The organism is Pseudonocardia nantongensis, assembly GCF_046546495.1.
In the GTDB taxonomy this organism is placed as follows: domain Bacteria; phylum Actinomycetota; class Actinomycetes; order Mycobacteriales; family Pseudonocardiaceae; genus Pseudonocardia; species Pseudonocardia nantongensis.
In genome coordinates this window covers 12,667-36,994 of record NZ_JBKGXT010000022.1, presented here as the reverse complement: position 1 = coordinate 36,994, position 24,328 = coordinate 12,667, and the positions used below count along the sequence as shown (strand labels likewise).

The 24,328-nt window shown below is 75.1% G+C and carries 19 protein-coding genes; 11 read left to right on the top strand and 8 right to left on the bottom strand.

Annotated elements, in window-relative coordinates; translation table 11 throughout:
* Positions 1-52: 52 nt before the first annotated feature.
* From ACLFMI_RS21600 to ACLFMI_RS21590, 3 genes are all read right to left on the bottom strand, one after another.
* Entirely contained in the window at positions 53-1,291 is a 1,239-nt protein-coding gene (locus tag ACLFMI_RS21600; protein ID WP_410949745.1) for a cytochrome P450, read from the bottom strand.
* Positions 1,292-1,349: 58 nt separating this feature from the next.
* A complete protein-coding gene (locus ACLFMI_RS21595) occupies positions 1,350-2,573 on the bottom strand; it encodes an MFS transporter (RefSeq protein ID WP_410949744.1) in 1,224 nt (407 codons plus the stop codon).
* A 94-nt stretch (positions 2,574-2,667) separates the two neighbouring features.
* A complete protein-coding gene (locus ACLFMI_RS21590; RefSeq protein WP_410949743.1) occupies positions 2,668-4,821 on the bottom strand; it encodes a malate synthase G in 2,154 nt (717 codons plus the stop codon).
* 196 nt (positions 4,822-5,017) lie between these two features.
* On the opposite strand from ACLFMI_RS21590, the gene ACLFMI_RS21585 reads away from it, so the two are divergent.
* From ACLFMI_RS21585 to ACLFMI_RS21575, 3 genes are read left to right on the top strand one after another with little or no spacing between them, the layout of a single operon-like run.
* Positions 5,018-6,472, top strand: coding sequence for an FAD-linked oxidase C-terminal domain-containing protein (locus ACLFMI_RS21585; RefSeq protein WP_410949742.1), 1,455 nt, complete (start codon positions 5,018-5,020; stop codon positions 6,470-6,472).
* Positions 6,473-6,521: 49 nt separating this feature from the next.
* The gene (locus ACLFMI_RS21580; RefSeq protein ID WP_410949741.1) at positions 6,522-7,673 is read left to right on the top strand and encodes an FAD-binding oxidoreductase; all 1,152 of its coding nucleotides are present in this window, start codon (positions 6,522-6,524) and stop codon (positions 7,671-7,673) included.
* 7 nt (positions 7,674-7,680) lie between these two features.
* Positions 7,681-9,120, top strand: coding sequence for a (Fe-S)-binding protein (locus ACLFMI_RS21575; protein WP_410949740.1), 1,440 nt, complete (start codon positions 7,681-7,683; stop codon positions 9,118-9,120).
* A 63-nt stretch (positions 9,121-9,183) separates the two neighbouring features.
* Here ACLFMI_RS21575 and ACLFMI_RS21570 read toward each other — a convergent pair whose 3' ends face one another.
* Entirely contained in the window at positions 9,184-9,543 is a 360-nt protein-coding gene (locus tag ACLFMI_RS21570; protein WP_410949739.1) for a hypothetical protein, read from the bottom strand.
* Between the two features lie 324 nt (positions 9,544-9,867).
* On the opposite strand from ACLFMI_RS21570, the gene ACLFMI_RS21565 reads away from it, so the two are divergent.
* Positions 9,868-10,110: a hypothetical protein gene (locus ACLFMI_RS21565; RefSeq protein ID WP_410949738.1), complete on the top strand. Its 243-nt coding sequence runs from the start codon at positions 9,868-9,870 to the stop codon at positions 10,108-10,110.
* Positions 10,111-10,176: 66 nt separating this feature from the next.
* Here ACLFMI_RS21565 and ACLFMI_RS21560 read toward each other — a convergent pair whose 3' ends face one another.
* Both ACLFMI_RS21560 and ACLFMI_RS21555 read right to left on the bottom strand, forming a co-directional pair.
* Positions 10,177-11,952 (bottom strand): L-lactate permease, encoded by a 1,776-nt coding sequence (locus ACLFMI_RS21560; protein ID WP_410949737.1) that lies wholly within the window; start codon positions 11,950-11,952, stop codon positions 10,177-10,179.
* A gap of 98 nt (positions 11,953-12,050) precedes the next feature.
* Positions 12,051-13,037 carry a thiamine-phosphate kinase gene (locus ACLFMI_RS21555; RefSeq protein ID WP_410949797.1) on the bottom strand — a complete coding sequence of 329 codons (987 nt, stop codon included), beginning with the start codon at positions 13,035-13,037 and terminating at the stop codon, positions 12,051-12,053.
* A gap of 101 nt (positions 13,038-13,138) precedes the next feature.
* On the opposite strand from ACLFMI_RS21555, the gene ACLFMI_RS21550 reads away from it, so the two are divergent.
* Complete coding sequence (locus tag ACLFMI_RS21550) at positions 13,139-13,375, top strand: Lrp/AsnC family transcriptional regulator (RefSeq protein ID WP_410949736.1); 237 nt, start codon at positions 13,139-13,141, stop codon at positions 13,373-13,375.
* A gap of 28 nt (positions 13,376-13,403) precedes the next feature.
* Positions 13,404-13,925 (top strand): DUF3515 domain-containing protein, encoded by a 522-nt coding sequence (locus ACLFMI_RS21545; protein ID WP_410949735.1) that lies wholly within the window; start codon positions 13,404-13,406, stop codon positions 13,923-13,925.
* A 58-nt stretch (positions 13,926-13,983) separates the two neighbouring features.
* Here ACLFMI_RS21545 and ACLFMI_RS21540 read toward each other — a convergent pair whose 3' ends face one another.
* Together ACLFMI_RS21540 and ACLFMI_RS21535 are read right to left on the bottom strand one after the other, a co-directional pair.
* Positions 13,984-15,066, bottom strand: a complete 1,083-nt coding sequence (locus ACLFMI_RS21540) for a D-alanine--D-alanine ligase family protein (RefSeq protein ID WP_410949734.1) — start codon at positions 15,064-15,066, stop codon at positions 13,984-13,986.
* A 26-nt stretch (positions 15,067-15,092) separates the two neighbouring features.
* Positions 15,093-16,547 carry an aminotransferase-like domain-containing protein gene (locus ACLFMI_RS21535; RefSeq protein ID WP_410949733.1) on the bottom strand — a complete coding sequence of 485 codons (1,455 nt, stop codon included), beginning with the start codon at positions 16,545-16,547 and terminating at the stop codon, positions 15,093-15,095.
* Positions 16,548-16,616: 69 nt separating this feature from the next.
* On the opposite strand from ACLFMI_RS21535, the gene ACLFMI_RS21530 reads away from it, so the two are divergent.
* The 5 genes from ACLFMI_RS21530 to ACLFMI_RS21510 all read left to right on the top strand — a co-directional run bounded on the left by ACLFMI_RS21530 (position 16,617) and on the right by ACLFMI_RS21510 (position 24,325).
* Positions 16,617-17,297, top strand: a complete 681-nt coding sequence (locus tag ACLFMI_RS21530; RefSeq protein ID WP_410949732.1) for a pyridoxamine 5'-phosphate oxidase family protein — start codon at positions 16,617-16,619, stop codon at positions 17,295-17,297.
* Between the two features lie 131 nt (positions 17,298-17,428).
* Complete coding sequence (locus ACLFMI_RS21525) at positions 17,429-18,451, top strand: mechanosensitive ion channel family protein (protein WP_410949731.1); 1,023 nt, start codon at positions 17,429-17,431, stop codon at positions 18,449-18,451.
* 23 nt (positions 18,452-18,474) lie between these two features.
* Positions 18,475-18,858 (top strand): globin, encoded by a 384-nt coding sequence (locus ACLFMI_RS21520; protein WP_410949730.1) that lies wholly within the window; start codon positions 18,475-18,477, stop codon positions 18,856-18,858.
* A gap of 196 nt (positions 18,859-19,054) precedes the next feature.
* Positions 19,055-20,482 (top strand): coiled-coil domain-containing protein, encoded by a 1,428-nt coding sequence (locus ACLFMI_RS21515; protein ID WP_410949729.1) that lies wholly within the window; start codon positions 19,055-19,057, stop codon positions 20,480-20,482.
* A gap of 36 nt (positions 20,483-20,518) precedes the next feature.
* Positions 20,519-24,325 (top strand): hypothetical protein, encoded by a 3,807-nt coding sequence (locus ACLFMI_RS21510; RefSeq protein WP_410949728.1) that lies wholly within the window; start codon positions 20,519-20,521, stop codon positions 24,323-24,325.
* The last annotated feature ends 3 nt before the right edge of the window (positions 24,326-24,328 follow it).

Sequence of the window (24,328 nt, the reverse complement as noted above, 5' to 3'; positions counted from 1 at the left end):
CGGGTGGTGCCGGTCTCCGGGTATCACCCGCCGGCCCAGCCGAGCACGGCCGTCACCGGTCCCAGGTCACCGGCAACGCGCGCAGCCCACCGGTGAGCACGTCGGTACGCAGCGCCAGATCCGCCCGCGCCGCGGCGAGCCGCAGCGACGGGAACCGGGCCGGCAGCGCGCGGAACACCTCGACCAGCTCGACCCGTGCCAGGCTCGCGCCGACGCAGAAGTACGGGCCGTGGCCGAACGTGAGGTGCGCCGGTGACCGGTCCGGTCGCTGCCCGCTCCCGGAGCCGCGGCCGGTGTCGAACGCGTCCGGGTCGGCGAACGCGCGCGGGTCCCGGTTGGCCGCGGCCGGGGCGAGCAGGAGCGCGTCGCCTGCCGGGATGTGCACCCCCGCGACGTCGAGGTCGGCGTGCGCGTACCGCAGGATCCCGGTCGAGCCGGGTGCGGCGAGCCGCAGGATCTCCTCGACGGCGCCGCCGGCCTGCTCCGGGTCCGTGGCCAGCGCGGCCCACCGGTGCGGCGCGTCCAGCAGCAGCAGGGTGCCGACGTCGATCCGGCCGACGGTCGTCTCGTGCCCGGCGAACAGCAGCGCGGCCCCGAGACCGGCGAGCCGGTCCCGCTGGTCGTCGCCGGCAGCCGCGTCCCGGCTCAGCGCGGCGAAGTCGGACAGCACGTCCTCGCCGAGCTCGTCGTCCTTGCGATCGATCAGCTCGCGCATGTACCGGAACAGCGCGCCCGCCGACTCCTCGGCATGCGCCCGGTCGTCGAGCCGGCCCAGACCCTCCGACCAGCCCCGGAACCGCTCCCGGTCGGCGAACGGGACGCCGAGCAGCTCACAGATCACCAGCACCGGCAGCGGGAACGACAGCGTCTCGTGCAGGTCCGCGCCCGGGCCGGCCTGTTCCAGGGCGTCCAGGCGTTCGCCGACCAGCTCGGCCACGTGATCCGACAGCCGCGCCATCCGGCGCGCCGAGAACGCCGGCGCGAGCAGCCGTCGCATGAGCGCGTGGTTGCGCTGCTCGGTCTCCGGCGCCTCCCCGGACGGGCCGCCGAAGACCATCGACCCGGAGATCCGGGCCGCCCGCTCCGGGTCCGGATGGCTGCGACCCAGCCGCGGGTCGGCGAACAGCTCGCGGGCCTCGGCGTAGCCGGTGACCAGCCACGCGACGTCCCCGGCCGGCGTCCGAACCGGGGTGATCGGGGCCCGCGCGCGGAGCTCGTCGAACAGCGGCGGGAGCTCGAGGACGTCGGTGCGCGGGAACGGCAGTCGGGGCAGCTCGGTGTCGGCGGTCACACCGACGACGTTACGTCGCGGGACGGGCGCGCGGAGGCACCCGCCAGACGGTCGAGTGTCACCTTCGCGCCCTCGCCGCGGCGGAAACGTCACACTCGACGGCCGGGGTCAGCGGGTGGAGCGGGGCGTCGGCGGCACTGCGCCGGGCGCCGACCCGGACCAGGACCAGGCAGAGGGCCTGCACCGCTGCCAGCCCGAGCAGCAGGACCGGGTATCCGGCGAGGCCGGTCAGCGCGGACAGCAGTACCGGGAGCAGGAACCCGACGTAGGTCAGCGAGTAGAACACCGCGGTCAGCCCGGCCAGGTGCTCCGGCGCGGCGATCCGCTGCACCTCCTGCAGCCCGGCCAGCAGCACGAACCCGTACCCGGCGCCCAGCAGGACCGCGCCGGCGAAGGCGACCGGGATCGACGCGGTGGCCGCGACCAGGGCCGCGGTCAGCGTCCCCGCGATCGTCAGGCCGATGCCGATCAGGCTGGTCGCGTGCTCCGAGTGCCGGTCGATCACCCGGGCCACCGACTGGGCCCCGAACCCGACCGCCAGGCTGACCACGGTGATACCGGTGGCCACCAGCAGGCCCCGGTCACCGACCGACGGGGAGAGCAGGGTCGGCTGCACCGCGTAGGACAGCGCGACGGCGCCGAACACCCAGGGCGCGGCGGGCAGCACCAGCCGGCGGAACCGCGGGTGCGCCGCCGCGGGGACCCGCAGGTCCCGCCACAGCGACCGGCCCGGCGTCGGGGTCACCGTCTCCGCGCCGCGGCGCAGCCCGCACACCACCGGGACCATGACCAGGACGTGCACCAGGTACGGCAGCACCATCGGCAGCGGCGCGTACTGCGCGAGCAGCCCGCCGACCAGCGGACCGACGCCGAAGCCCAGGGTCAGCGCGAGCGCGGCGCGGCGCGCCCCGCCGCCGTCGTCGGACAGCTCCTTGACCCAGGTCGTCGCCACCGCCATCGCGACGCCCATGCTCACGCCGAACAGCAGCCGTCCGGCGTAGAGCAGCGGCTCGGAGACCGCACCGAGGACGAGCACCGCGCTGGCCGGGATCGCCAGCACGGTCGCCGGGAGCAGCACCCGGCGCCGTCCCCAGCGGTCCGACGCCGGCCCGCCCACCAGCAGGCCGGGCGCGAGCCCGAGCACGTAGACGCCGAAGAAGGCCGCGACCGCGGTGGCCGAGTAGTGCCCCTGCTCGCGGTACACGACCATCAGCGGGCTGAACTGGTTGGCACCGAAACCGATGCCGAACAACGCGGCCGCCGGGCGGACCCAGGCCTTCACCACGGCTCTCCTCTGCCGAAGACGGATACGGACACGACGACGCCCCCGGGACTCGGAGTCCCGGGGGCGTCGTCGGTGACGCGGGATGGACGCCTCAGGTGCGCGCCTTGGCGCGCTGACGCCAGCGGGTCAGTGTCCGCTCGGTGTACCCGTTCGGCTCATCGGCCCCGGAGAACACGAGCTCCAGCGCGGCCTGGAAGCTCTCGCTGCCGTCCAGGTCCTTGGCCATCGGCGGGTAGCCGGTCTCGCCGGCGTTCTGGTCGTCGACGACCGAGGCCATCCGGGCGAAGGTGTCCCGCACGGTCTGTTCGTCGAGGACGCCGTGCGCCAGCCAGTTCGCGACGAGCTGGGCGGAGATCCGCAGCGTGGCCCGGTCCTCCATCAGCCCGACGCCGGCCAGGTCCGGCACGGTGGAGCAGCCGATGCCCATGCCGACCCACCGGACGACGTAGCCCAGGATCGACTGCGCGTTGGTCTCCAGCTCGTGCGTGATCTCCTCGACGGACAGCGACGACGGGTCGCCGAGCGGCAGCTCCAGCAGGTCACGGCGGTCGGCGACCCCGCGCGAGGCGATCTCGGACTGCACCCCGTGCACGTCGACCCGCAGGTAGTGCAGCGCGTGCAGGGTGGCCGCGGTGGGCGACGGCACCCAGGCGCAGTTCGCGCCGGCCTTCGGGTGGCCGATCTTCTGCTCGATCATCTCGGCCATCGCGGCCGGCTTGGCCCACATGCCCTTGCCGATCTGCGCCGTGTGGCTGAACCCGGCGGCGAGCGCGACGTCGACGTTGCGGTCCTCGTAGGTCTGCAGCCAGGTGGTCGAGCGCATGTCGCCCTTGCGCAGCACCGGTCCCGCGGCGAAGCAGGTGTGGATCTCGTCGCCGGTCCGGTCCAGGAACCCGGTGTTCACGAAGATCACCCGGTCGGTCGCCTGCGCGATGCAGGCCTCGAGGTTGACGGTGGTCCGCTTCTCCTCGTCCATGATGCCGATCTTGAGGGTGTTCGGCACCAGGCCGAGCGCCTCCTCGATCGCGGCGAACAGCTCGACGGTCAGCGCGACCTCGGCCGGGCCGTGCTGCTTGGGCTTGACGATGTAGACACTGCCCGCGCGGGAGTTGGTGTGCGGACCCTTGTGCGCCACGTCGTAGATCCCGGCCACCGCGCTGACCAGCGCGTCCAGCACGCCCTCGGCGACCTCGGTGCCGTCGGCGGTGCGCACCGCGTTCGTGGTCATGTGATGGCCGCAGTTGCGGACCACCATCAGCGAGCGACCCGGCAGGGTCAGCTCGGAGCCGTCCGGCGCGGTGTAGGTCCGGTCCGGGTTGACCCGGCGGGTGACGGTCCGCCCGCCCTTGTCGAACTCGGCGACCAGGTTGCCGGTCAGCAGCCCGAGCCAGGTCCGGTAGGCGTCCGCCTTGTCCTCGCCGTCGACGGTGGCGACCGAGTCCTCGAGGTCGACGATCGTGGTGACCGCGGACTCCAGCACCATGTCGGCGACGCCGGCGTGGTGCTGGCGCCCGACCCGGGTGGTCGGGTCGATGGTGATCTCGAGGTGCAGCCCGTTGCGGGTGAGCAGGACGGCCCCGCGCCCGTCGCCGTCGACGGCCCGGAACCCGGCGAACTGCGCCGGGTCGGCGAGACCCACGGTGCCGTTGTGCGTGTCCACCACGAGACCGTCGGTGCCGGCGCGGTAGGCGGTGACGTCGGCGTGGCTGCCCGTGGCGAGCCCGAAGAGCTCGTCGAGCAGCTCGTCGGCGGCGGTGATGACCTGCGCGCCGCGGCGCTCGTCGTAACCTGGTCCGAGCTCACCGTCCTGCGGGAGCGCGTCGGTGCCGTAGTAGGCGTCGAACAGCGAGCCCCAGCGCGCGTTCGCCGCGTTCAGCGCGTAGCGCGGGACGGTGGCGGGCACCACCAGCTGCGGGCCGGGGACCTCGGCGATCTCCGGGTCCACCCGGTCCACCGTGACGACCGGCGGCGCGGACGGCACCGGCTGCAGGTAGCCCAGATCGGTGAGGAACTGCTCGTACCCCGCGCGCGAGCCGGCGCCGTGGGCGCGGTGCCACTCGTCGATGCGGGCCTGGAACTCGTCCCGTTGCACGAGCGCCTCGGTGATCGTCGGCGCGAACCGCTCCTGCAGCCGGGCCAGGACGGCCCAGAAGTCCGCCGCGGAGAGGTCCACGTCGGACAGCAGCTCGTCCTCGACGAACGACTTCAGGTACGGGTCGACCTGCAGCCCGGAGCTGTCGGCCATCTGTGACCACCCTCTCTTCCTCGTGGCTCTGGCGGGTGTCGTCTGGTGCACTTTCTACCAGCGGATTATCTTTTCCGCATCATGAAAGTATGTGATCGTCGTCGGCGTTCGGCGAGCGGGCGGCCGGTCACCGGGTGGACGTACCCTCGCGTGAGCCCCGCCACGCCCGATCGCCGCGCAAGGAAGGAGCGCCCCGATGCCCCTGGACGCTGACGTCCGCGCCGAGTTCGTCGCCCTGCTGGGCGCCGCCGACGTGATCGACGACCCGATCCGCACCCGCACCTACGAGTGCGACGGGCTGACCGGCAGCCGGGTCGTCCCGGAGCTGGTACTGCTGCCGCGCACCGCCGACGGCGTCGCCGGGTGCGTCCGGATCTGCGCGCGGCACGGGATCCCGTTCGTCGCCCGCGGCGCCGGCACCGGGCTCTCCGGCGGCGCGCTGCCGGTCGCGGACGGCGTCGTGATCGGGCTGAACCGGCTCGACCGGGTCCTCGAGATCGACCCGGACGACCGCCGCGCGGTCCTCGAACCCGGCGTCACGAACGTGGAGATCACCGCGGCGGCGGCGCCGTACGGGCTCTACTACGCGCCGGACCCGTCGTCGCAGCAGGTCTGCACGATCGGCGGCAACGTCGCGGAGAACTCCGGCGGCGCGCACTGCCTGAAGTACGGCTTCACCACCAACCACGTGCTGTCGATGGAGGTCGTGCTCCCGGACGGCTCGATGGTCGAGCTGGGCACCGACTCGGCCGAGCAGCAGGGCCCGGACCTGCGCGGGGTGTTCCTCGGGTCGGAGGGCACCCTCGGCGTCGTCACGAAGATCACCGTGCGGCTGCTGCGCACCCCGGAGGTCATGCGCACGCTGCTCGCCGACTTCGGATCGGTCGCGGCCGGGGGCCAGGTCGTGTCGGACATCGTCGCGGCCGGGATCGTGCCGGCCGCGGTCGAGATGATGGACGCGCTGGCGATCGAGGCCGCCGAGGGTGCGACCGGCGCCGGGTACTCGCTGGACACGCCGGCCGCCCTGGTCGTCGAGCTGGACGGGACCGTCGAGGAGTGCGACGAGCAGTTCGCGCGGGTCAAGGAGATCTGCGACCGGCACGGCTGCACCCGGCTGCACGTCGCGGGCTCGCCGCAGGAGCGGGCGAACATCTGGCGAGGCCGCAAGGCCGCGTTCGCCGCGGTCGGCCGGATCTCGCCGGACTACATCGTGCAGGACGGCGTGGTCCCCAGGACCCGGCTGGCCGAGGTCCTCGAACGGATCGACGAGATGGGCCGTGCGGCCGGGCTGCGGGTCGCCAACGTCTTCCACGCCGGCGACGGCAACCTGCACCCGCTGGTGCTGTTCTGCGCCGCCGACGGCGAGACCGAGCGGGCCGAGGAGCTGTCGGCGGCGATCGCCGAGCTGTGCGTCGAGATGGGCGGGTCGCTGTCCGGCGAGCACGGCATCGGCACCGACAAGGCCTGCTCGATGCCGAAGATGTTCGGCGCGGACGACCTGGCGGTGATGGACCGGATCCGTGCCGCGTTCGACCCCGACCGCCTCTGCAACCCGGGCAAGCTCCTGCCCACGCCGCGGCTGTGCGGGGAGAAGCCCGGGCGCTACCGGCCGCACCCGCTGGAGGAGGCGGGCCTGATCGAGCGGCTGTGACCGTGCGGAACGAACCATCCGAACCGAACGACCCGGAAGGGCCCCGACGATGACCCGCGCCGCACCCACCACGCTGCGCCCGACCTCGGCCCGGGAGGTCCGGGACGCCGTCCTGGACACCCCCGGCCGGCTCGCGATCTCCGGCGCCGGCACCGCCCGGCACTGGGCGGGCCGCCCGGGCGAGGTCGACGCCACGCTCGATCTGACCGCCCTGTCCGGGGTGATCCGGCACAACCCGGGCGACATGACGGTGTCGGTGCACGCCGGCACCCCGCTGCGCGAGCTGCAGGACGTGGTCGCCGAGCACGGCCAGCGACTCGCGCTCGACGCCGCGCGGATCGGCCGCGGTGCCACCGTCGGCGGCCTGGTCGCCACCGCCGACGCCGGCCCGTCCGCCCTGGTCTACGGCGGGATGCGGGACCTGGTGATCGGCACCACGACGGTGCTGGCCGACGGCACGATGGTCCGCAGCGGCGGCCACGTGATCAAGAACGTGGCCGGCTACGACATGGCCAAGCTGATGCACGGCTCGTACGGCACGTTCGGGGTGCTCGTCGAGGTCGTGCTGCGGCTGCATCCGGTGCCGCCGGCCACCGCGACGGTCGCCGTCGACGGGCCGGTGACCGACGCCGCCGCCCTGGTGCGCGAGCTGGTGGCGAGCCCGCTGGAACCGATCGCCTGCGAGTGGGTCTCGGGTGACCCGGGGCGGCTGCTGGTCCGTCTGGAGGGTGGCACCGACACCCTGCCGCAGCGCACCGGCCGGCTCCTGGAGCTGCTCGGCTCCGGCGCCCGCGAGGTCGGTACCGAGAGCAGTGCCGACGGGACGAGCATCGGCACCGACGCCTGGGACGGGCACGCCGCGGTCACCGCCGGCCCGCCCGTGGACGATGGAGCCGTCGTCCGGATCGGCTGCGCGCCGTCGAAACTCGCCCCGTTGCTCGAGCGGCTGCCGGCCACCGCCGTCACCGCCGGCCTGGCGACCGGCGTCGCCACGGTCACCGTGCCCGGTACGGCGGTGCCCGAACTGCACGAGTCCGTCGCCGCGGTGCACGGCACCTCGGTGCTGCGCGACCGCGCGGCGGACCTGGACGCCCCGGCCTGGGGCCCCGCCCCGTCCGCGATGGCCGTCTTCACCGCGATCAAGAAGCAGCTCGACCCCGAAGCCCGGTTCGCTACCGGCCGCTTCGCCCCCTGGATGTGAGGTACTGGTGACGAGCACCCCTGACCACGGCGCGACCGAGGGAACCCCCACCGGCGCGACCGAGACGAAGATCCCCCAGCAGGCCCCGAGCGCGTTCGACACGATCCACCCGCCGGAGCGCGAGCTGCTCGACGACTGCGTGCACTGCGGGTTCTGCCTGCCCACCTGCCCGACCTACGTGCTGTGGGGCGAGGAGATGGACTCCCCGCGCGGCCGGATCCTGCTGATGGACCTGGCCGAGAAGGGCGACATCTCGCTCGACGGGCCGTTCACCGAGCACCTGGACAACTGCCTGGGCTGCATGGCGTGCGTGACCGCCTGCCCGTCCGGCGTCCAGTACGACAAGCTGCTGGAGTCGGTCCGGCCGCAGATCGAGCGCAACGTCCAGCGCGGACGCGCGGACAAGCTCTTCCGGGACGCGATCTTCGCGCTGTTCCCGTACAAGCGGCGGCTGCGCGCGGCGGCGCTGCCCGGCGCGCTGTACCAGAAGCTGCGCACCGTCCCGGCGATCCGGAAGCTGGCCGAGAAGCTGCCCGGCCGGTTCGCCGCGATGGAGTCGCTGCTGCCGCCGGTCACGATCCGCGAGGCGTTCGCGACGCTGCCGGTGTACACCCCGGCCGTCGGGACGCGCCGGGGGCGGGTCGCGCTGCTCACCGGCTGCGTGCAGGACGTGTTCTTCCACCGGGTCAACGAGGCCACCGCCCGGGTGCTCTCGGCCGAGGGCTGCGACGTGCTGGTCCCCCGCGACCAGCAGTGCTGCGGCGCGCTGGAGGTGCACGCCGGCCGCGCCGAGTCCGCGCTGGACCGGGCCCGGCGCACCATCGCCCGGTTCGAGACCCTCGACGTGGACGCGGTCGTCACCAACGTCGCCGGCTGCGGCTCGTCGATGAAGGACTACGGCCACCTGCTCGCCGACGACCCGGAGTGGGCCGAGCGGGCGGCGGCGTTCTCGGCACGTTGCAAGGACGTGCACGAGGTGCTGGCCGACCTCTACTCCCGCCCCGAGGCCGAGGACGGTACCGATGCTCGTTCCGCCGGCGCTGCCCTCGGTGGCGGCCCCCGGGCCCCGCGCACCCCGGTGACCGGCCGGGTCGCCTACCACGACGCCTGCCACCTCGGGCACGCCCAGGGCGTGCGGTCCCAGCCCCGCGAGGTGCTGCGCACCATCCCGGAGATGGAGCTGGTCGACATCGCCGAGGCGTCGCTGTGCTGCGGCTCGGCCGGCATCTACAACATGATCAAGCCGGACGCCGCGGGCGACCTGGGCGAGCGGAAGGCGCAGAAGATCCGGGACGCGCGCCCGGACGTCGTCGTCACGGCGAACCCGGGCTGCCTGCTGCAGATCGCGAAGTACCTGCCGGACGGCGGCTTCGCCGACGTGCCGCTGCTGCACCCGGTGCAGCTGCTGGACGCGAGCATCCGCGGCGCGGAGGTGCCGCACCGGTAGCCGCGGCCGCAGCGGTGCCGCCGGTGTCGGTACCGCTCCGGCCACGCCGGCCGTCGGGCCGGATCAGTGCGGGCGACGGCGCTGCCGGGCCGGGGGGCGATGCGCACGCCGCCACGCCGTCGGGCCGGTGGGGCCACGCGCACCGGCGGGCCGGCGCCCCGGCCTCCCTGACGCTTCCCGGTCCGGGCCTCCCGGCGGCTCGGGGCCGGCCTCCCCCCGCGGGCCCGGCTCGCCCAACCGGCGGCGCAGCGCCCCGATCTCGGCCCGCAGACCGACGAGGTCCCACTTGCGGGCGGTGTGGGCACGCTCCAGCCGCTCGATGCGCAGGTGGGCGAGTACCAGCAGCACCCCGGCGGCGATCGCTCCCGCCAGGCCGGCCCACGCCACCACCGTCACCAGCGCCGACACCACCGCTCCGCTCACCACGCACCCACCGGCCGGCACCCACGGTAACGGCCGCGGCAGTGCCCGCCCGGCCGGCGAGGCGTCGGCGCTCGCGCTCCGGGGCGACCGGTCACCGACCGTCCTGATCGCGAAGGGGCGGCCGCCCGCGCTTCCCGGAGATCATCGAACCGGCACCCCTGTGACGTCACCCGCCGCATGCCGGCGCACCGGCCGGGGTACACGATGGCTGCGAAGGGGGCGCGCGGACGCGGCCGCCCCGCCGCGCACCGACCGACAGGAGGGCGAGTGAACCAGGTCCAGGCCACCGGTAACGGTTCGGCCACGGACGGCGATGGACCATCCGTGGAGCAGAAGGCAGCGACCCCGAACCGGATCCCGGCACCACCCGCGACCTCCGGCGACTCCGCCCGCCATTTCCCGCAGACGTTGGTCGCGATGGACCCGCCGACCCTCCCTGCGGCGAGCCTGAGCCCGGCACCGGCGGAGTTCCGTCAGTTCCCCACCCCGCAGCGATCGGTGCCCGGGCACCCGACGCTGCGCAGCCGGATCCGGCGGATCCTGCTGTTCTGGCGTCGCGGCGCCTGATCCGCACGGCACCCGGCCCGGCCACCGAGCCGGTGGCCGGGCCGACGTGTGCGCGCCGACGGGGCGCTATGTCACCCGGCTGCGGGCCGCGGCCGACCGCCGCAGCGCGACGACGATCCCGGCCAGGGCCGCCAGCAGCAGCACCAGCAGGACGGTGCCCGCGTTGAACCCGACGCCGTAGATCAGCACGAACGCCAGCCCGCCGGTGAGCAGGCAGTAGTAGGTCATCGGGATGATCGTCATCCGGATGACGTCGCCCTCCCGCCCGAGCAGGCCGACCGTGGCCGAGGCCGCGACGACGTTGTGCACGGTGATCATGTTGCCGGCGGCGCCACCGACGGCCTGGGCGGCGACCACGGTCTCCGGGGCGATTCCGAGGTTCTCCGCCGTCGCGAACTGGAACAGCGAGAACGTCAGGTTGGAGATGGTGTTGCTGCCTGCCACGAACGCACCGAGCGCGCCGATCCACGGCGCCAGGATCGGCCAGGCCGGGCCGACGATCGTCGCGGCACCCTCGGCGAGGGTCAGCGGCATGCTGGCCAGCCCGCTCGCGTTGTACTCCGGCCCGGAGTTGATCAGGATCCGGACCAGCGGCACCGCGAAGAGCAGGGCGACCGCGGCCCCGGCGAGCTGACCGGCCGAGACCCGCCAGGACGTCCCGATCTGTCGCCCGTTCATCCGGTGCAGTCCGTAGGTGATCAGGCAGACCAGCAGGAACACCGCGCCCGGCGAGTAGAGCACCTCGACGTCGTCGCCGATGCCGGTACCGAGGATGTCGTCGATCCCGAGGGTGACCGACTGCAACGCGTCCTTGACCGGTTCGATGGTCCGGCTCAGGACCAGCACCAGCGCGATGAGGACGTACGGCGTCCAGGCCAGCCAGATGTTCATCCGGCCGCCGGCGACCGAGGTGTCCGGCTCGATGTTGCCCGTCCACCGGTCCAGCCAGCTCTCCCGGGGCGGGAAGTCCCAGACCTGCTTCGGCATCAGGAAGCCGCGGCTGGAGGTGAACATCACCAGGGCGAGCCCGATCAGCCCGCCGAGAAGTGCCGGGAACTCCGGGCCGAGCAGGGCGGCGACGGCGACGTAGGGCACGGTCATCGCGAACGCCGCGTAGATCGCGAACGGCGCCACCGACAGCCCGTCGGCGAAACTGCGGTTCGCGCCGAAGAACCGGGTCAGCAGGCACACCATGAACAGCGGGACCAGGGTGCCGGCCACCGCGTGCAGGACGGCGACCTCGAGCCCGATCGACGCGAGGTAGCCGTTGGGGTCCAGCCCGAGCAGCGCGGTCCGCGCCTCCACCTGACCGGAGCCCGCCAGGCCGTCGCCGATACCGGTCAGCACCGGGGTCCCGGCAGCGCCGAAACTGACCGGGGTGGACTGGATGACCATGCCCACCAGCACCGCGCCGAGCGCCGGGAAGCCCAGCGCGAGCAGCAGCGGGGCGACCACCGCGGCCGGCGTCCCGAACCCCGAGGCACCCTCGATGAACGAGCCGAACAGCCAGCCGATGATGATCGCCTGCACCCGCCGGTCCGGGCTGATGCTGGTGAACCCGGCGCGGATGGTGGCCAGCGCGCCGCTCTGGGTCAGCGTCTGCAGCAGCAGCAACGCACCGAAGATGATGTAGAGCAGGCCGATCGCGAGGATCAGGCCCTCGATCGACGCGGCCACGATCGTCGTGGTGTCCATCCCCCACACCAGCGCGCCGACCAGGGCGGCGGCGACGAACCCCAGCGGCATCGCGTACTTCGCCGGCCATCGCAGGCCGACCAGCAGGATCGCGACGACGAGGATCGGTGCGAGTGCGAACAGGCTCAGCACACCCAGGTTGTCCACGGTGACATCTCCTCGGAGCGGGACACTCCGGGCGTACCGCCCGGACAACGTCAGGAACCCTGACACCCGGACCGGATCATCGCAAGGTTTGAACGGAATCAGAATTTCGCGAAGTGGAGCCAGCCGGCGTCGCCCTCGTGCGGGCGGCCGTCCACGCTGACGGCCGGGCCGCCGTCGCCGGGGGGCTCGACGACGCCGATCTCCGCCCAGCCGTCCGGTAGCGCCGTGTCCGGCGGGAACGTCGCGACCAGCGCGTGGTCCTCGCCGCCGGTGAGCACCCAGTCCATCGGGTCCAGGCCCAGCGCGGACCCGATCTCGACCAGCCGCTCCGGCACCGAGAACGCCGCCGACCGCAGCCGCACCGCCACCCCGGAGGCCCGCGCCACGTGTCCCAGGTCGGCCAGCAGCCCGTCCGAGACGTCGATCATGGCGGTGGCGCCGGCGTCCGCCGCCTGCGGCCCCGCGGCGTAGGGGGGCTCGGGGACCCGGTGCGCGTTCACCAGCGCCGCGGGCGAGCGGAACCCGCGCCCGAGCACCGCGAGCCCGGCCGCCGACCAGCCCAGCCGCCCGCACACCGCCACCCGGTCCCCGGGCCGCGCACCGGCCCGGGTGACCGCCTCCCGGCCCTGCAGCGACCCGAGCGCGGTCACCGAGAGCACGAGCGCCGGTCCCGACGTCAGGTCCCCGCCGACCACCCCGGCCCCGACCACCGACGCCTCCGCCCACAGGCCGTCGGCGAGCTGCTCGAGCTCGCGGGCCGGCGTCGTGGCGGGGGCGGCCAGGCCGACCAGCAGCGACGTCGGCACCGCCCCCATCGCCACGACGTCGGCCAGGTTCGCCGCCGCCGCCTTGCGCCCGACCTGCTCGGGCGAGGACCAGTCCAGCCGGAAGTGCACGCCCTCGACGAGCACGTCGGTGCAGGCCACCACGCGTCCGTCCGGGGCCGCGACGACCGCCGAGTCGTCGCCGGGGCCGAGCAGCGTCGTGCCCGGCTGGGCCCGGCCCGCGGTCACCCGGGTGATCAGTCCGAACTCACCGACCTCCCGGAGTGAGACGCTCGCCTCGGATGCGCCGTCGGGCTCGATCGCGGATGGGGGCACGGGGCGACCTCCGGTAGGTTCGGGCGTCCGACATTCCTGCCGCCAACCATCCTCCCGGGGCGGCTCGTACCGGAAAGGGGCACGCCGTGGTCCAGGCATACATCCTCGTCCAGACGGAGGTCGGCAAGGCCGCCGCCGTCGCCTCCGAGATCGGGGGACTGCCCGGGGTCGTCTCCGCGGAGGACGTCACCGGCCCGTACGACGTGATCGTGCGCGCCGAGGCCGACGACGTCGACGAGCTCGGTCGGCTGGTCGTGGCGCGGGTGCAGAACGTCAACGGGATCACCCGCACGCTGACCTGCCCCGTGGTCAAGCTCGGCTGAGCCGATGACCGGGCCCGGAGCACGCCGTGTGTCACCGCCGGTGGCGGTGGCGGTCGCGCTGCCGTTGCTGCTCGCGCTGGTGGTGGCCGGGCTCGGGATCTGGGCCCGGGTCACCGCCGGGCCGGACACCGGCCCGCTGGCGCTGCCGGAGCTCCCCGCGCCACAGGCCACCTCCGCCCCGTGCGACGCCGTGCTGGGCGCGTTGCCCGGCCAGCTTCCCGGTGACCCGGAGGCCCTCGCCCCGCGCGAGCTGGACCCGGTCACGCCCGGCGCCCGGGCCTGGGTCGCCGACCCGGAACCGGTGGTGTTGCGCTGCGGTACCGAACGCCCGGCCGAGCTGGGCCCGACCTCGTCGCTGATCGTCATCAACGGGGTGGACTGGCTCCAGCTGTCGACCCCGCCGGGCGCCCTCACGACGACCTACGCCGCCGTCGACCGGGGCGTCTACCTGGAGCTCTCGGCCCCGGCCGGGACCGGCCCCGGCCCGCTGCAGACCGTCTCCGACGCGATCACCGCGCACCTGCCGCCGCAGCCGGTTCGGGTGCGGTAGCCCCCGTGAGTGGTTATCGCGGTCCTGACCGCGATAACCACTCACGGGCGCTTGCCGCCTACCGCAGCCCGGTCCCCCGCGCCAGCGCCGTCTCGACCAGCGTGGTCAGCAGCTCGGCGTAATCGAGGCCGGTGACCGCCCACATCTGCGGGAACGCCGAGCTCGGGGTGAACCCGGGCATCGTGTTCACCTCGTTCACGGTGACCGTCCCGGTCTCGTCGTCGACGAAGAAGTCCACCCGGGCCAGGCCCTGCACGTCGAGCGCCCGGAACGCGGTGATCGCCTTCCAGCGCACCGACTCGGTGAGCTCGTCGTCGAGCCGGGCCGGGATCTGCAGCTCCGAGACGTCGAGGTACTTGGACTCGAAGTCGTAGAACTCTCCCGTGTAGCCCAGCTCGGCGGGCAGGCTGGCGCGAACGCTGCCGTCCGGGAACTCCAGCACCGCGCACTCCACCTCGCGGCCCGGGACCCCCGCCTCGACCAGCACCTTCGGGTCGTGCCGGCGGGCCTCGGCGATCGCGGCGTCCAGCGCGGCCGGGTCGATCACCCGGGTCACGCCCATCGACGACCCGGCGCGGGCCGGCTTGACGAACAGCGGCAGCCCCAGCCGCTCCCGGTCGGCGAACCCCATGTCGGTGCCCGGCCGCAGCACGACACCGTCGGCCACGGTCAGGCCCTCGGCGCGCAGCAGCTTCTTGGCGAACTCCTTGTCCATCCCGACGGCCGACGCCAGCACACCGGCACCGACGTAGGGCAGGCCGGCCATCTCCAGCAGGCCCTGGACGGTGCCGTCCTCGCCGAAAGCGCCGTGCAGGATCGGGAACACCACGTCGACCCCGCCGAACGCCTCGCCTGCCTGCCCGGCGTCCAGCCGGACCAGGCCGCGGCCGGGCTCGCCGGGCAGCGCGACGGCGTCGGCGGTCCCGTCGACCTCGGGCAGCGTCCGCCCGGTGATCGCCAGCCGCTCCGGGTCACCGGGGCCGAGCACCCAGGCACCGTCCCGCGCGATCCCGACCGGGACGACGTCGAAGCGCTCCGGGTCCAGGTGGGACAGCACGCTGCCCGCGGAGACGCAGGAGATGGCGTGCTCGGAACTGCGTCCGCCGAAGACGACGGCGACCTTGACCCGGTCCGTGCTCATGGGGCACGAGGGTATGCGTCGCGTGATCACCCGCCCGGGTCGGGGCGGGCCGCGGATCCGCCGGGGAGCAGCCGTTCCAGGGCCGTGACGACGTCGTCGCGGCTCCCGGCCGCGTAGCCGACGACCAGCCCGGACGTCCGCGGCGGACCGTCGTGGAACGTGGCGAGACCGCGCACCGCGACCCCACGACCGGCGGCCTCCGCCACCAGCGCCGGCTCGGTCCGACGGTCGGTGGCCGGCGGCCGCAGCACCAGGTGCGCGCCCGCCGGGTCGCCGTGGGCCCGCCAGCCCGCCCGGGCGGCCGCGGCCAGCACCAGCCGGCGGCGGGCACCCAGCTCGCGGCGCAGCCGGCGCAGGTGCCGGGACAGGTCACCGTGCCCGGCGAGCGCGGTGAACACCCGCTGCCCGGCCGGTGACGGCCGCGTCCCGGTGTCCGCGCGCAGCTCCCGCCACGCCGCGCGGACCGGCTCCGGCGCGACGGCCCAGCCGGCACCCAGGGTCGGGCTGATGATCTTGCTGGCGGTGCCGAGGTGCACCACCCGCTCCGGGGCGAGCGCGACCAGCAGCGGTAGCGGGGCGACGTCGTAGCGGAGCTCGCCGTCGTAGTCGTCCTCGATCACCAGCAGGTCCTCGACGCGGGCCCGCTCGATCAGGGCGACCCGGCGGGCCGCGGCCATCCGGACTGCCAGCGGGAACTGGTGCGCCGGGGTGCAGTAGACGGCCGCGCACCCGGCCGGGATGTCGTCGACGACCAACCCGTCGTCGTCCACCCGGACGGGCGCGATCACGCACCCGGCCGCACGCAGCGCGGTCACCGCCCGCCGGTAGCCGGGCTCCTCGACCGCGACCGTCGCCCCGGGCGGCAGCAACCGGGCCAGCTCGGCGACCGCGGCCGAGGTCCCGGCGGTGGCCAGCACGTCGTCGGACCCGGCGGGCAGGCCGCGGTGGCGCAGCAGGTGCTCGGCGACCGTGGCCCGGAACCCGGTGAGCCCGTCCGGTTCCGGCCGGTCGTCCGGGGCGGGGTCGGCCGCGGCCCGCCAGGCGCGCCGCCACATGCCGCGGTCCAGCGCGGCGACGCACGGCCGACCGGGATCGAGCTCGTACGCCCCCGGCTCGGCGTCACCGGCCCGCTGAACCGGGGCCGCGGGCGCCGCGCCGGCTCCGCCCTCGCCGAGATGCGGCTCAGCGGGACTTGTGGATCTCCCAGCCCCCGTACGCTGCATCTCGGCGGGAATCGCGGTCACGTAGGTGCCCGACCCGACCCGGCCGGCCACCCAGCCCTCGGCGAGCAGCTGGTCGTAGGCCGCGGCGGTCACCGTGCGGCTCACCCGGAACGCGGTGGCCAGCGCCCGGGTCGAGGGCAGCCGGTCCCCAGGCCGCACCGTGCCGTCGGCCGCGGCGGAGCGCAGCCCGTCGGCCAGTTGCACAGCAAGCGGCGTCGGTGCGTCCCGGTCGAGCGGCACCGGCGGGATCTGCACCACGATCGGCCTCCCGAATCGGCGACGAATTGGCCATTCCAGCATGCCATTTCGGGGGGTGAGGCTGGTCCCGTGACCGCCGAGACCACCACGCCCTCCACCCCGCTCTCCCCGACCTCGCGCAGCACGCTCGGCCGCAACGCGACCCGCGCGGGCGCCGACCGGGCCGACCTGCACGCGGTGCTCGACGAGGGACGGGTGTGCCACCTCGGCCTGGTCCGGGACGGGGCCCCGGTCGTGCTGCCCACCAGCTACGCTCGCGACGGGGAGACGCTCTACCTGCACGGATCGTCCGGGGCCCGGTACCTGAGGGCCGACGACCTGCCGTGCTGCGTGACCGTGACCCACCTGGACGGGATCGTGCACGCCCGCGCGACGATGCACTTCTCGATGAACTACCGCAGCGCCGTGGTGCACGGGGTCGCGCGCCGGGTCACCGACCCGCACGAGCGGTGGCACGCGCTGCGCTCGATCGTCGAGCACCTCGCGCCCGGCGCCTGGGACCACGCCCGCCGGCCGGACCGCCGGGAACTGGCCGCGACCGCGGTGTTCGCGCTGGACCTCGGCGAGGCCAGCGTGAAGGTCCGCACCGGCCCGCCCTCCGACGACGACGCCGACGTCGCCGCGGACCGCGCCTGGGCCGGCGTGGTGCCCGTCCGGACCGTTCTCGGCGACCCGGAACCCGCCCCCGACCTGCCGGAGCACCACCTGCTGCCGGGCCACCTGGGGGGACCGGGCCACCGGAACGGGTGACGTAGCCTCGGGACACGTGACCTCGGACCACCCGCCGGCGCCGCGCGCCGGGACGCATCCCTGCGCGGGCGCTCTGTGGTGACGGCGTCCGGGGCGAGCATCCGCCCTCTCCCCGCCCCCGAGGAGGACGCGTGATCACCGCGATCACCCCGCCCGGCTCCCCCGCCCTCACCCCCGAATGCGTCCAGGACGCCGGGTCGTGGTGCGCCACCTTCTACTCCCAGACCCAGAGCGACTTCCTCGCCCGGTCCGCGGACACCATCGTGGACAAGACGGTCTCGATCACCATGATCGTCGTCGTCGCGGTGCTGTTCCGGTGGCTGGCGCACCGGGCGATCGCGCGGATGGTCGACGGCGCGACGAACGGCCGGTTCTCCGCACTGGTCGGCCGGGCCCGACGGCTGCGCCGGCCCGACGGCGTCGGCGCCGGTACGGGTTCCCCGCCGGGCGCCCAGCGCCGGATGCAGCGCGCCCGCACGATCGGCTCGGTGCTGCGCTCGGTCGTCTCCGCGGTGGTGCTGCTGGTCGCGGTGATGATGGTGATGAGCGAGCTGGGCTACCCGCTCGGCCCGCTGCTGGCCGGCGCCGGAGTGCTCGGCCTGGCGATCGGCTTCGGTGCGCAGAACCTGGTCCGCGACTTCCTGTCCGGGATGTTCATGCTGCTGGAGGACCAGTACGGCGTCGGTGACATCGTCGATCTCGGCGAGGCCATCGGTGAGGTCGAGACGGTCGGTCTGCGGATCACCACGATCCGCGACCTGCAGGGCACCGTCTGGTATGTCCGCAACGGCGAGATCCTGCGGGTGGGCAACATGAGCCAGGGGCACGCGGTCGCCGTGGTCGACCTGCCGATCGCGCACAACGCGGACGTCGAGGATGCCACCCGGCTGGCCGGGCGCACCGCCCTGGAACGCTCCGGCCAGGACGACATCGCCGCCGACGTCCTGGATCCACCCGAGGTGCTCGGCGTCGACAAGATCCGGCCGGAGGGCATGACGCTGCGGCTGACCGCCCGGGTCAGCCCCGGCCGGCAGTGGGCGGTGCAGCGCGCGCTCAACGGTGCGATCACCGACGCGTTCGACGACCACGGCATCCCGCGCCCGCTGCTGTTCCCCGGTACCGCCATGAACGGCCAGGCGCAGGCGCAGAAGTAGCGGACATGGGAGACGATGGCGCCGTGAGTGCACCGCAGAACTTCTACGCCGAGGTGGGCGGCGCTCCGGTCTTCCACCGGATCGTCCGCCGCTTCTACGAGCAGGTCGCCGAGGACGAGGTGCTGCGTCCGCTCTACCCCGAGGAGGACCTCGGCCCGGCCGAGGACCGGCTGCGGATGTTCCTGGAGCAGTACTGGGGCGGGCCGCGGACCTACTCCGAGCAGCGCGGTCACCCGCGGCTGCGGATGCGGCACTTCCCGTTCAAGATCGGCCCGATCGAGCGGGACGCCTGGCTGCGCTGCATGCAGGTCGCGGTCGACGAGGAGAACCTCGCGCCGGAGCACCGCGAGCAGCTGTGGAACTACCTGCAGTACGCCGCGGTCAGCATGCAGAACTCCGAGTTCTGAACCGACCCCACGATGCGGTCGCACGGTCACCCTGAGTGGGCGATTTGGCCTGGTCGTGCGTCCGATCGGGTGGCATTGCGCGTCACGCCGCGGATCGTTCCCGGAGATCGTGACCCAACGCGGTTGTGATCGTTGAACGGGACGCCGTGCCCGGCCACCGGGACGGCGAGGCGTCACCCGTCTGGGGGTTCGAAGAGTGCAGTCGTTGTCGTCCGGTTCCGCGCGCCCCGACCCCGAGCAGTCCCGGCACTCGTCGCACCGTCTCGAGCGGGACCCCGCGCCCGAGGCCGGCGACGATCAGCACGACGGCGCCTGGTTCGCCGTCGTGCTGCGTGGTTACGACCGCAGCCAGGTCGACACCCGGCTGGCGGAGCTGGACCGCCGGATCCACGAGGAACTCCGGCGTGCCGACTCGGCCGAGTCGGCGCTGTCGGCGTCCCGGGCGCACGTGCGGCGGTTGCAGGAGCAGCTGGAGTCCGGCACGCCCGAGACGTCGACGCTGTCCACTGTGACCGCCGGAGCCGGGGACGCCGGCTTCGGCCGCCGGGTCGAACGGGTACTGCAGGCCGCCGAGCAGGAGGCCGCCGAGCTGCGGGACCGGGCCGCCGCGGACGCCGAGGAGCTCCGTGAGCGGGCCCGTGCCGAGGCCGAGACGCACCGGAACCGGACCGAGGAGGCGCTGCTGAGCCGGGCGGCCACCCTGGACCGGGAGTTCACCGCCCGCAGCACCGCCCTCGACGAGCGCGAGCGCGAGGCCGACGAGCGGCTGGCGTCGGCCCGCGACGAGGCCGCGGAGCTGCGCACGGAAGCCAGTGCGGAGCTCGACCGGGCCCGCGAGGAGGCCGCCGAGCTGCGCCGCGAGGCCGGGCAGGAAGCGGACGAGCGGCGCAGCGGGATCGCCCGGGACGTCGACCGGCTGTCCGTGCTGCGTGACGAGGTCCGCGCGGAGCTGGGCCGGGTGCGGGAGTCGCTGTCGGCCGAGCTGGACCGCGAGCCGGTCGCCGCCGCCCTGGACGACGCCCTGTTCGGCCCCTCCGCGCTGCCCGAGACCGCACTGCCGGAGACCACGCAGGCCGGGTCCGACCACGCTCCGTCCGGCCCGCTCGGATCCGGGTCCCGCCACGGGGCCGGTCCCGACGACGCCACAGGTTCCGACAACGCCGACGGTCCCGACAACGCCGCAGGTTCCGACAACGCCGACGGTCCCGACAACGCCGCAGGTTCCGACAACGCCGCAGGTTCCGACAACGCCGCCGCCGGTACGCACCGCGCTACCCGCGCCGGGGGTGCTGCCGGGGACGGTGCTGCCGGGGACGGTGACCCCGCTCCCGGCACCGACGGGAACGACGACCAGGAGGGCGCGACCGGCACCCTCCTGCTGGGCCCCGGACGGCTGCCGGAGCGCCGCACCGGAGCCGGTGCCTCCCCGCGCCCGACCGCCGAGGAGGAGACCACGATCGGGCAGATCCCGCCGATCTCGCTCGCATCGATCGGGGTCCTCCCGTTCGGTGATCTCGCAGCGGGCGGTGACAACGCCCGGACCAGGACGGATGAGACCAACGGGTCGCCCCGCGGGCACCGGGGGCCGACCCGGGGTCCGAGCCCGGGGCGCCGCTCGCGATAATCGGATCGTTATGTGCACCCGACCGTCACAGCAGGCATGACGTCGGCGCCCGGTCATCCGGGCCGTGACGACGCGCCGGAACCGGACCCGGACGGGCTCGGCGAGGCGATCCGGACCGGCCGCGTTCCCGTGGTCCCCGGCTCGCTGGTCGACCTGGTGATGCGGTCGGGTTCCCCAGGTTCCCCCGAGCCCACCGCCGCCGAACCCGGTGCCGCCGAACCCGGAGCCCTCGATCCCAGCGCTGTCGACCCCAGCGCTGTCGACCCCACTGCCGCCGACGCGGACGGCCGATCGGTCGAGGGCGCGGACGTCCCGTCCGGCTCCCCGCCGGGCCCGACGGACAGCGCTCCCGACACCCCGGGCGCGGCCACCGGTCACGACACCGGGACGGGTGCGCTCCCGGCGCCCGGGCCCGGGTTCACCGACCTGGTGACCCGGCGTCCGTCCCCCGGCCCGGTCACCGGCTCCGCCGCCGACCCGCCCGCGGCCCGCCGCACCCCCGGATTCGCGGACGGGAGCCGGCTGCCGACCCCGGGCTCCGACACGCCGGCCGCTACCGGCGGCGTCGGGACGCCGCCCGGTGCGCCTGGTGCCCTCACCCCGGGCGAGCCCACGTCCACGTCGTACACGTCCGGTTCGGTCACTCCGGGGGTGCCCACGTCGGGTCCGCCCACGTCCGCGGCACCCACGCCCGCTTCAGCCACGCCCGGCTCGGGCACGTCCGGCTCGACCGCACCCGGCGCCGAGGCCGATACCGATGGCGACGCCGAAGCGGACCGGGCTGTCGGCTCGAGCTCCGCGGAGGCCACCACCGGCGCGGCGCCCCCGGTCACCGCGACCGGCGGTAGCGACACCACCGGTCGCTCCGCTGCCCTCCGCGCCGGATCGGCGACCACCCCGGACACCGGCACTCCGAACACCGTCAGCGCAGACACCGGCAGCGCGAGCACCGGCGCACCGGCGTCCAACGGCGTCGCGCGGACGTCCGGGACCCCGCGTCCCTCCCCTCACGCAGCGGGCACCACCACCGCCGCCGACACCACCGGAGAGCCCGCCACCGCCGGCTTCGGTCCCGGCGAGGACTTCTACGCCGACCTCGGCGACCTGGGCGACGACCCGCTGGGCGTCGGCCCCATCCCCGAAGAACCCGACGACGGCCCCGAGGCCGTGGAGGCCCGGGATCCGCTGCACACCCCCGACGACCGGTTCGCGCCCGCACCGAGCTTCGCGCCCGACGACGCGCGGTCCAGCCCGGACGCCGAGGTCACCCCGGCGGCCGGACGGCCGCGCACCTCCGGCCCGGACGGCGTCCCGGTCACCGAACCGGCCCCGACCGTCGTGCCGCCGATCGCGCCACCCCCGCCGCCGCTGGACGAGACGGACGAGCCGGCCGATGTGGCCGACGTGGCCGACGTGGGCCCCCCGGCCGAGCCGGAGGCACCGGTGTCCGGGACCGGATCATCGGCGTCGAAGCGGTGGCCACCGCGTCCGTCCCGGCCCGTCCCGGACGGACCCGAGACCGACATCCTGCCGCCGAACGCACTGATCGGGCACTACCCGAGGGCGTCCGAGCCGGCCCCCACGGACCAGGACACCCGGTCCGAGACCCCGGCCCGCCCGACGATGCCGGCGCGCTCCCGGCCGGCCCGCCCCGGCCCGGAGGAGCCGCGCCCGTCCACACCGCGTCCGGCGATGGGCGGTGCCTCGTCCGGGCCGGCGATGGCCGGTCTCTCCGGCGACGACCTGTTCTCGTCGCCGGTCGCCGGTGAACGTCGCGGGTTCGGCGACCCGCCGGGCCGGCGCCGGCCGGATCCCGACGGCGCGGCCACCGCCGGCGAGGCGACCGCACACGAGGCCCCCGCCGGACCCGACGACGCGGCCACCGGCATCGTCGGCGCGCCCGCCGCGCCGGACCCGGACGACCGCCGGAACGACGCGCCCGGCCCCACCGGCGCGTTCCGGCCCGAGCCACCACCCCGGGAGGGCGGCCGGACCGGGTCGTACCCGGCCGGTCCCGCGACCGGGGCGTTCCGTACCGGACCGGGCACCCGCGCGTTCCCGGCCGCGGCGCGCGGCCACGCCGGCCCGGACGATGCTGGCCGGGACGGTGCCACCCAGGACGGTGCCACCCGGGACGGTGCTGCCACGCCGCACCCCGACCCGGACGGCGGTGCCGCCGACCAGGACACCCGCGCGCTCCGTCCGGTCCACGGCGACACCCGGCCGGCCCCCGACCCCAGCCGCGACGACGGACCCCGTCCGGGAGGCGGTCACGGCCAGGCGACGGGCGCCCACCCGGCGCCCGGCCCGTCGCCGTGGGCACCGCCGGGCCCGGCACATCCCGGCGCCCGTCCCCCGGAACCGGCACCGGGTCGCCGGGGCGGCCCGCCGGTCCGGCGCAACCCGCAGGATGCCGGTTCCGACGCGTCCGGCACCGCGACGACGCAGAACATCCCGGCGCTCGGCCACGACGGACGCCCGGCGCCGCGAGTCGCCGGCGACGGCCCGGCCGCCGCGACCGGCCCGGCCCGCAGCCCGCAGGCCGACGACGGACCCGGCGCGGACCCGACGGCCCGCACCGCCACCACCGCGGCCGCGCTGGGGGCCGTCTCCGTCGCGGCCGCCCGCGCCGAGCCGGGCGGCCCGTCCGGGGCGGCGTCCTCCACCGGCCCGCAGGCGGTGGACGCCGACGGAGCGCCCGCGGCCCCGGCCAAGCCGATCGCCACCCGCCGGCCGGCCATCATGTCGGCCGAGCCGCGCAACGGCCGTGCCGGTGTCTCCCCGGCCGGGCTCGCGATCGCGCTGGCGATCGCGCTGCTCAGCGGGCTGACGCTGTGGGCGATGCTGTCGCCGACCCCGCAGAACGCCGATGAGCCCCGGCCCGCGAGCGCCGTCGACGCTCCGGCGGGCACCGGCCCCCGGCCCCTGGCCGGCCCCGCATCGGCCAGCCTCCCGACCCCGGCGGTGCGCGCCACCGTCCCGGCCGGTGCGGCCCCGGTGGGGGTGGCGGCCGGGCCGGGCGGGCAGGCCGCCGTCGTCGCCGTGCAGGACGCGCCCCGGCTGCTCGTCCTGGACGCGGCCGGTGACGCGGTCACCGCGGAGGTGCCGCTGCCGGCGGCGCCGCAGGCCGTCACCACCTCGCCGGACGGCACCCGTGCCTACGTCAGCCTGTCGGACGGCGACGCCGGGCAGGTCGGCATCGTCGACGTGCCCGCCGGGCGGCTCGTGTCGACCCTGCCGGTCCCCGCCGACCCGGGCACCCCGGTCACCTCGTCGGACGGTCGGTTCCTCTACGTGCCCTCCCGCGCCGACGGCACGGTCGTCGAGATCGACCCGAACGCCGGCGTCGCCACCCGCGAGGTGGAGGTGTCCGGCGACCCGTCCGCGGCCACCACGAACGAGCCGGGTGACCGCGTCTACCTGACCAGCAGCGGCGCGGACCGGCTCACCGTGATCGACCCGAACAGCCTCACCGTGCTCGGCGCCCATCCGGTCGAGGGCGCCGCCGACGCCGTCGCGGCGGCGCCGGCGCCGGTCCCCGAACCGATGGTCGCGGTCGCCGGGGCCCCGTCGGACACCGTTACCGTGCTGAACCCCGACGACGGCCGCCAGATCGCCACCGTCGAGACCCCGGGCGGTCCGACCGGGCTGGCCTTCGCGCCGGACGGCCGGCACCTGTACGTCACGACCGGGCAGGGACTGCAGGTCGTCGACACCCGGGACTGGCAGGTCGTGGGCAGCACCGACGTCGTCCCCGAGCCGACCGGAATCGCCGTCTCCCCGGACGGGCGCACCGGCTGGGTCACCGGCGACGGTGAGGTCAGCGTCCTCAACCTCGCCTGAACT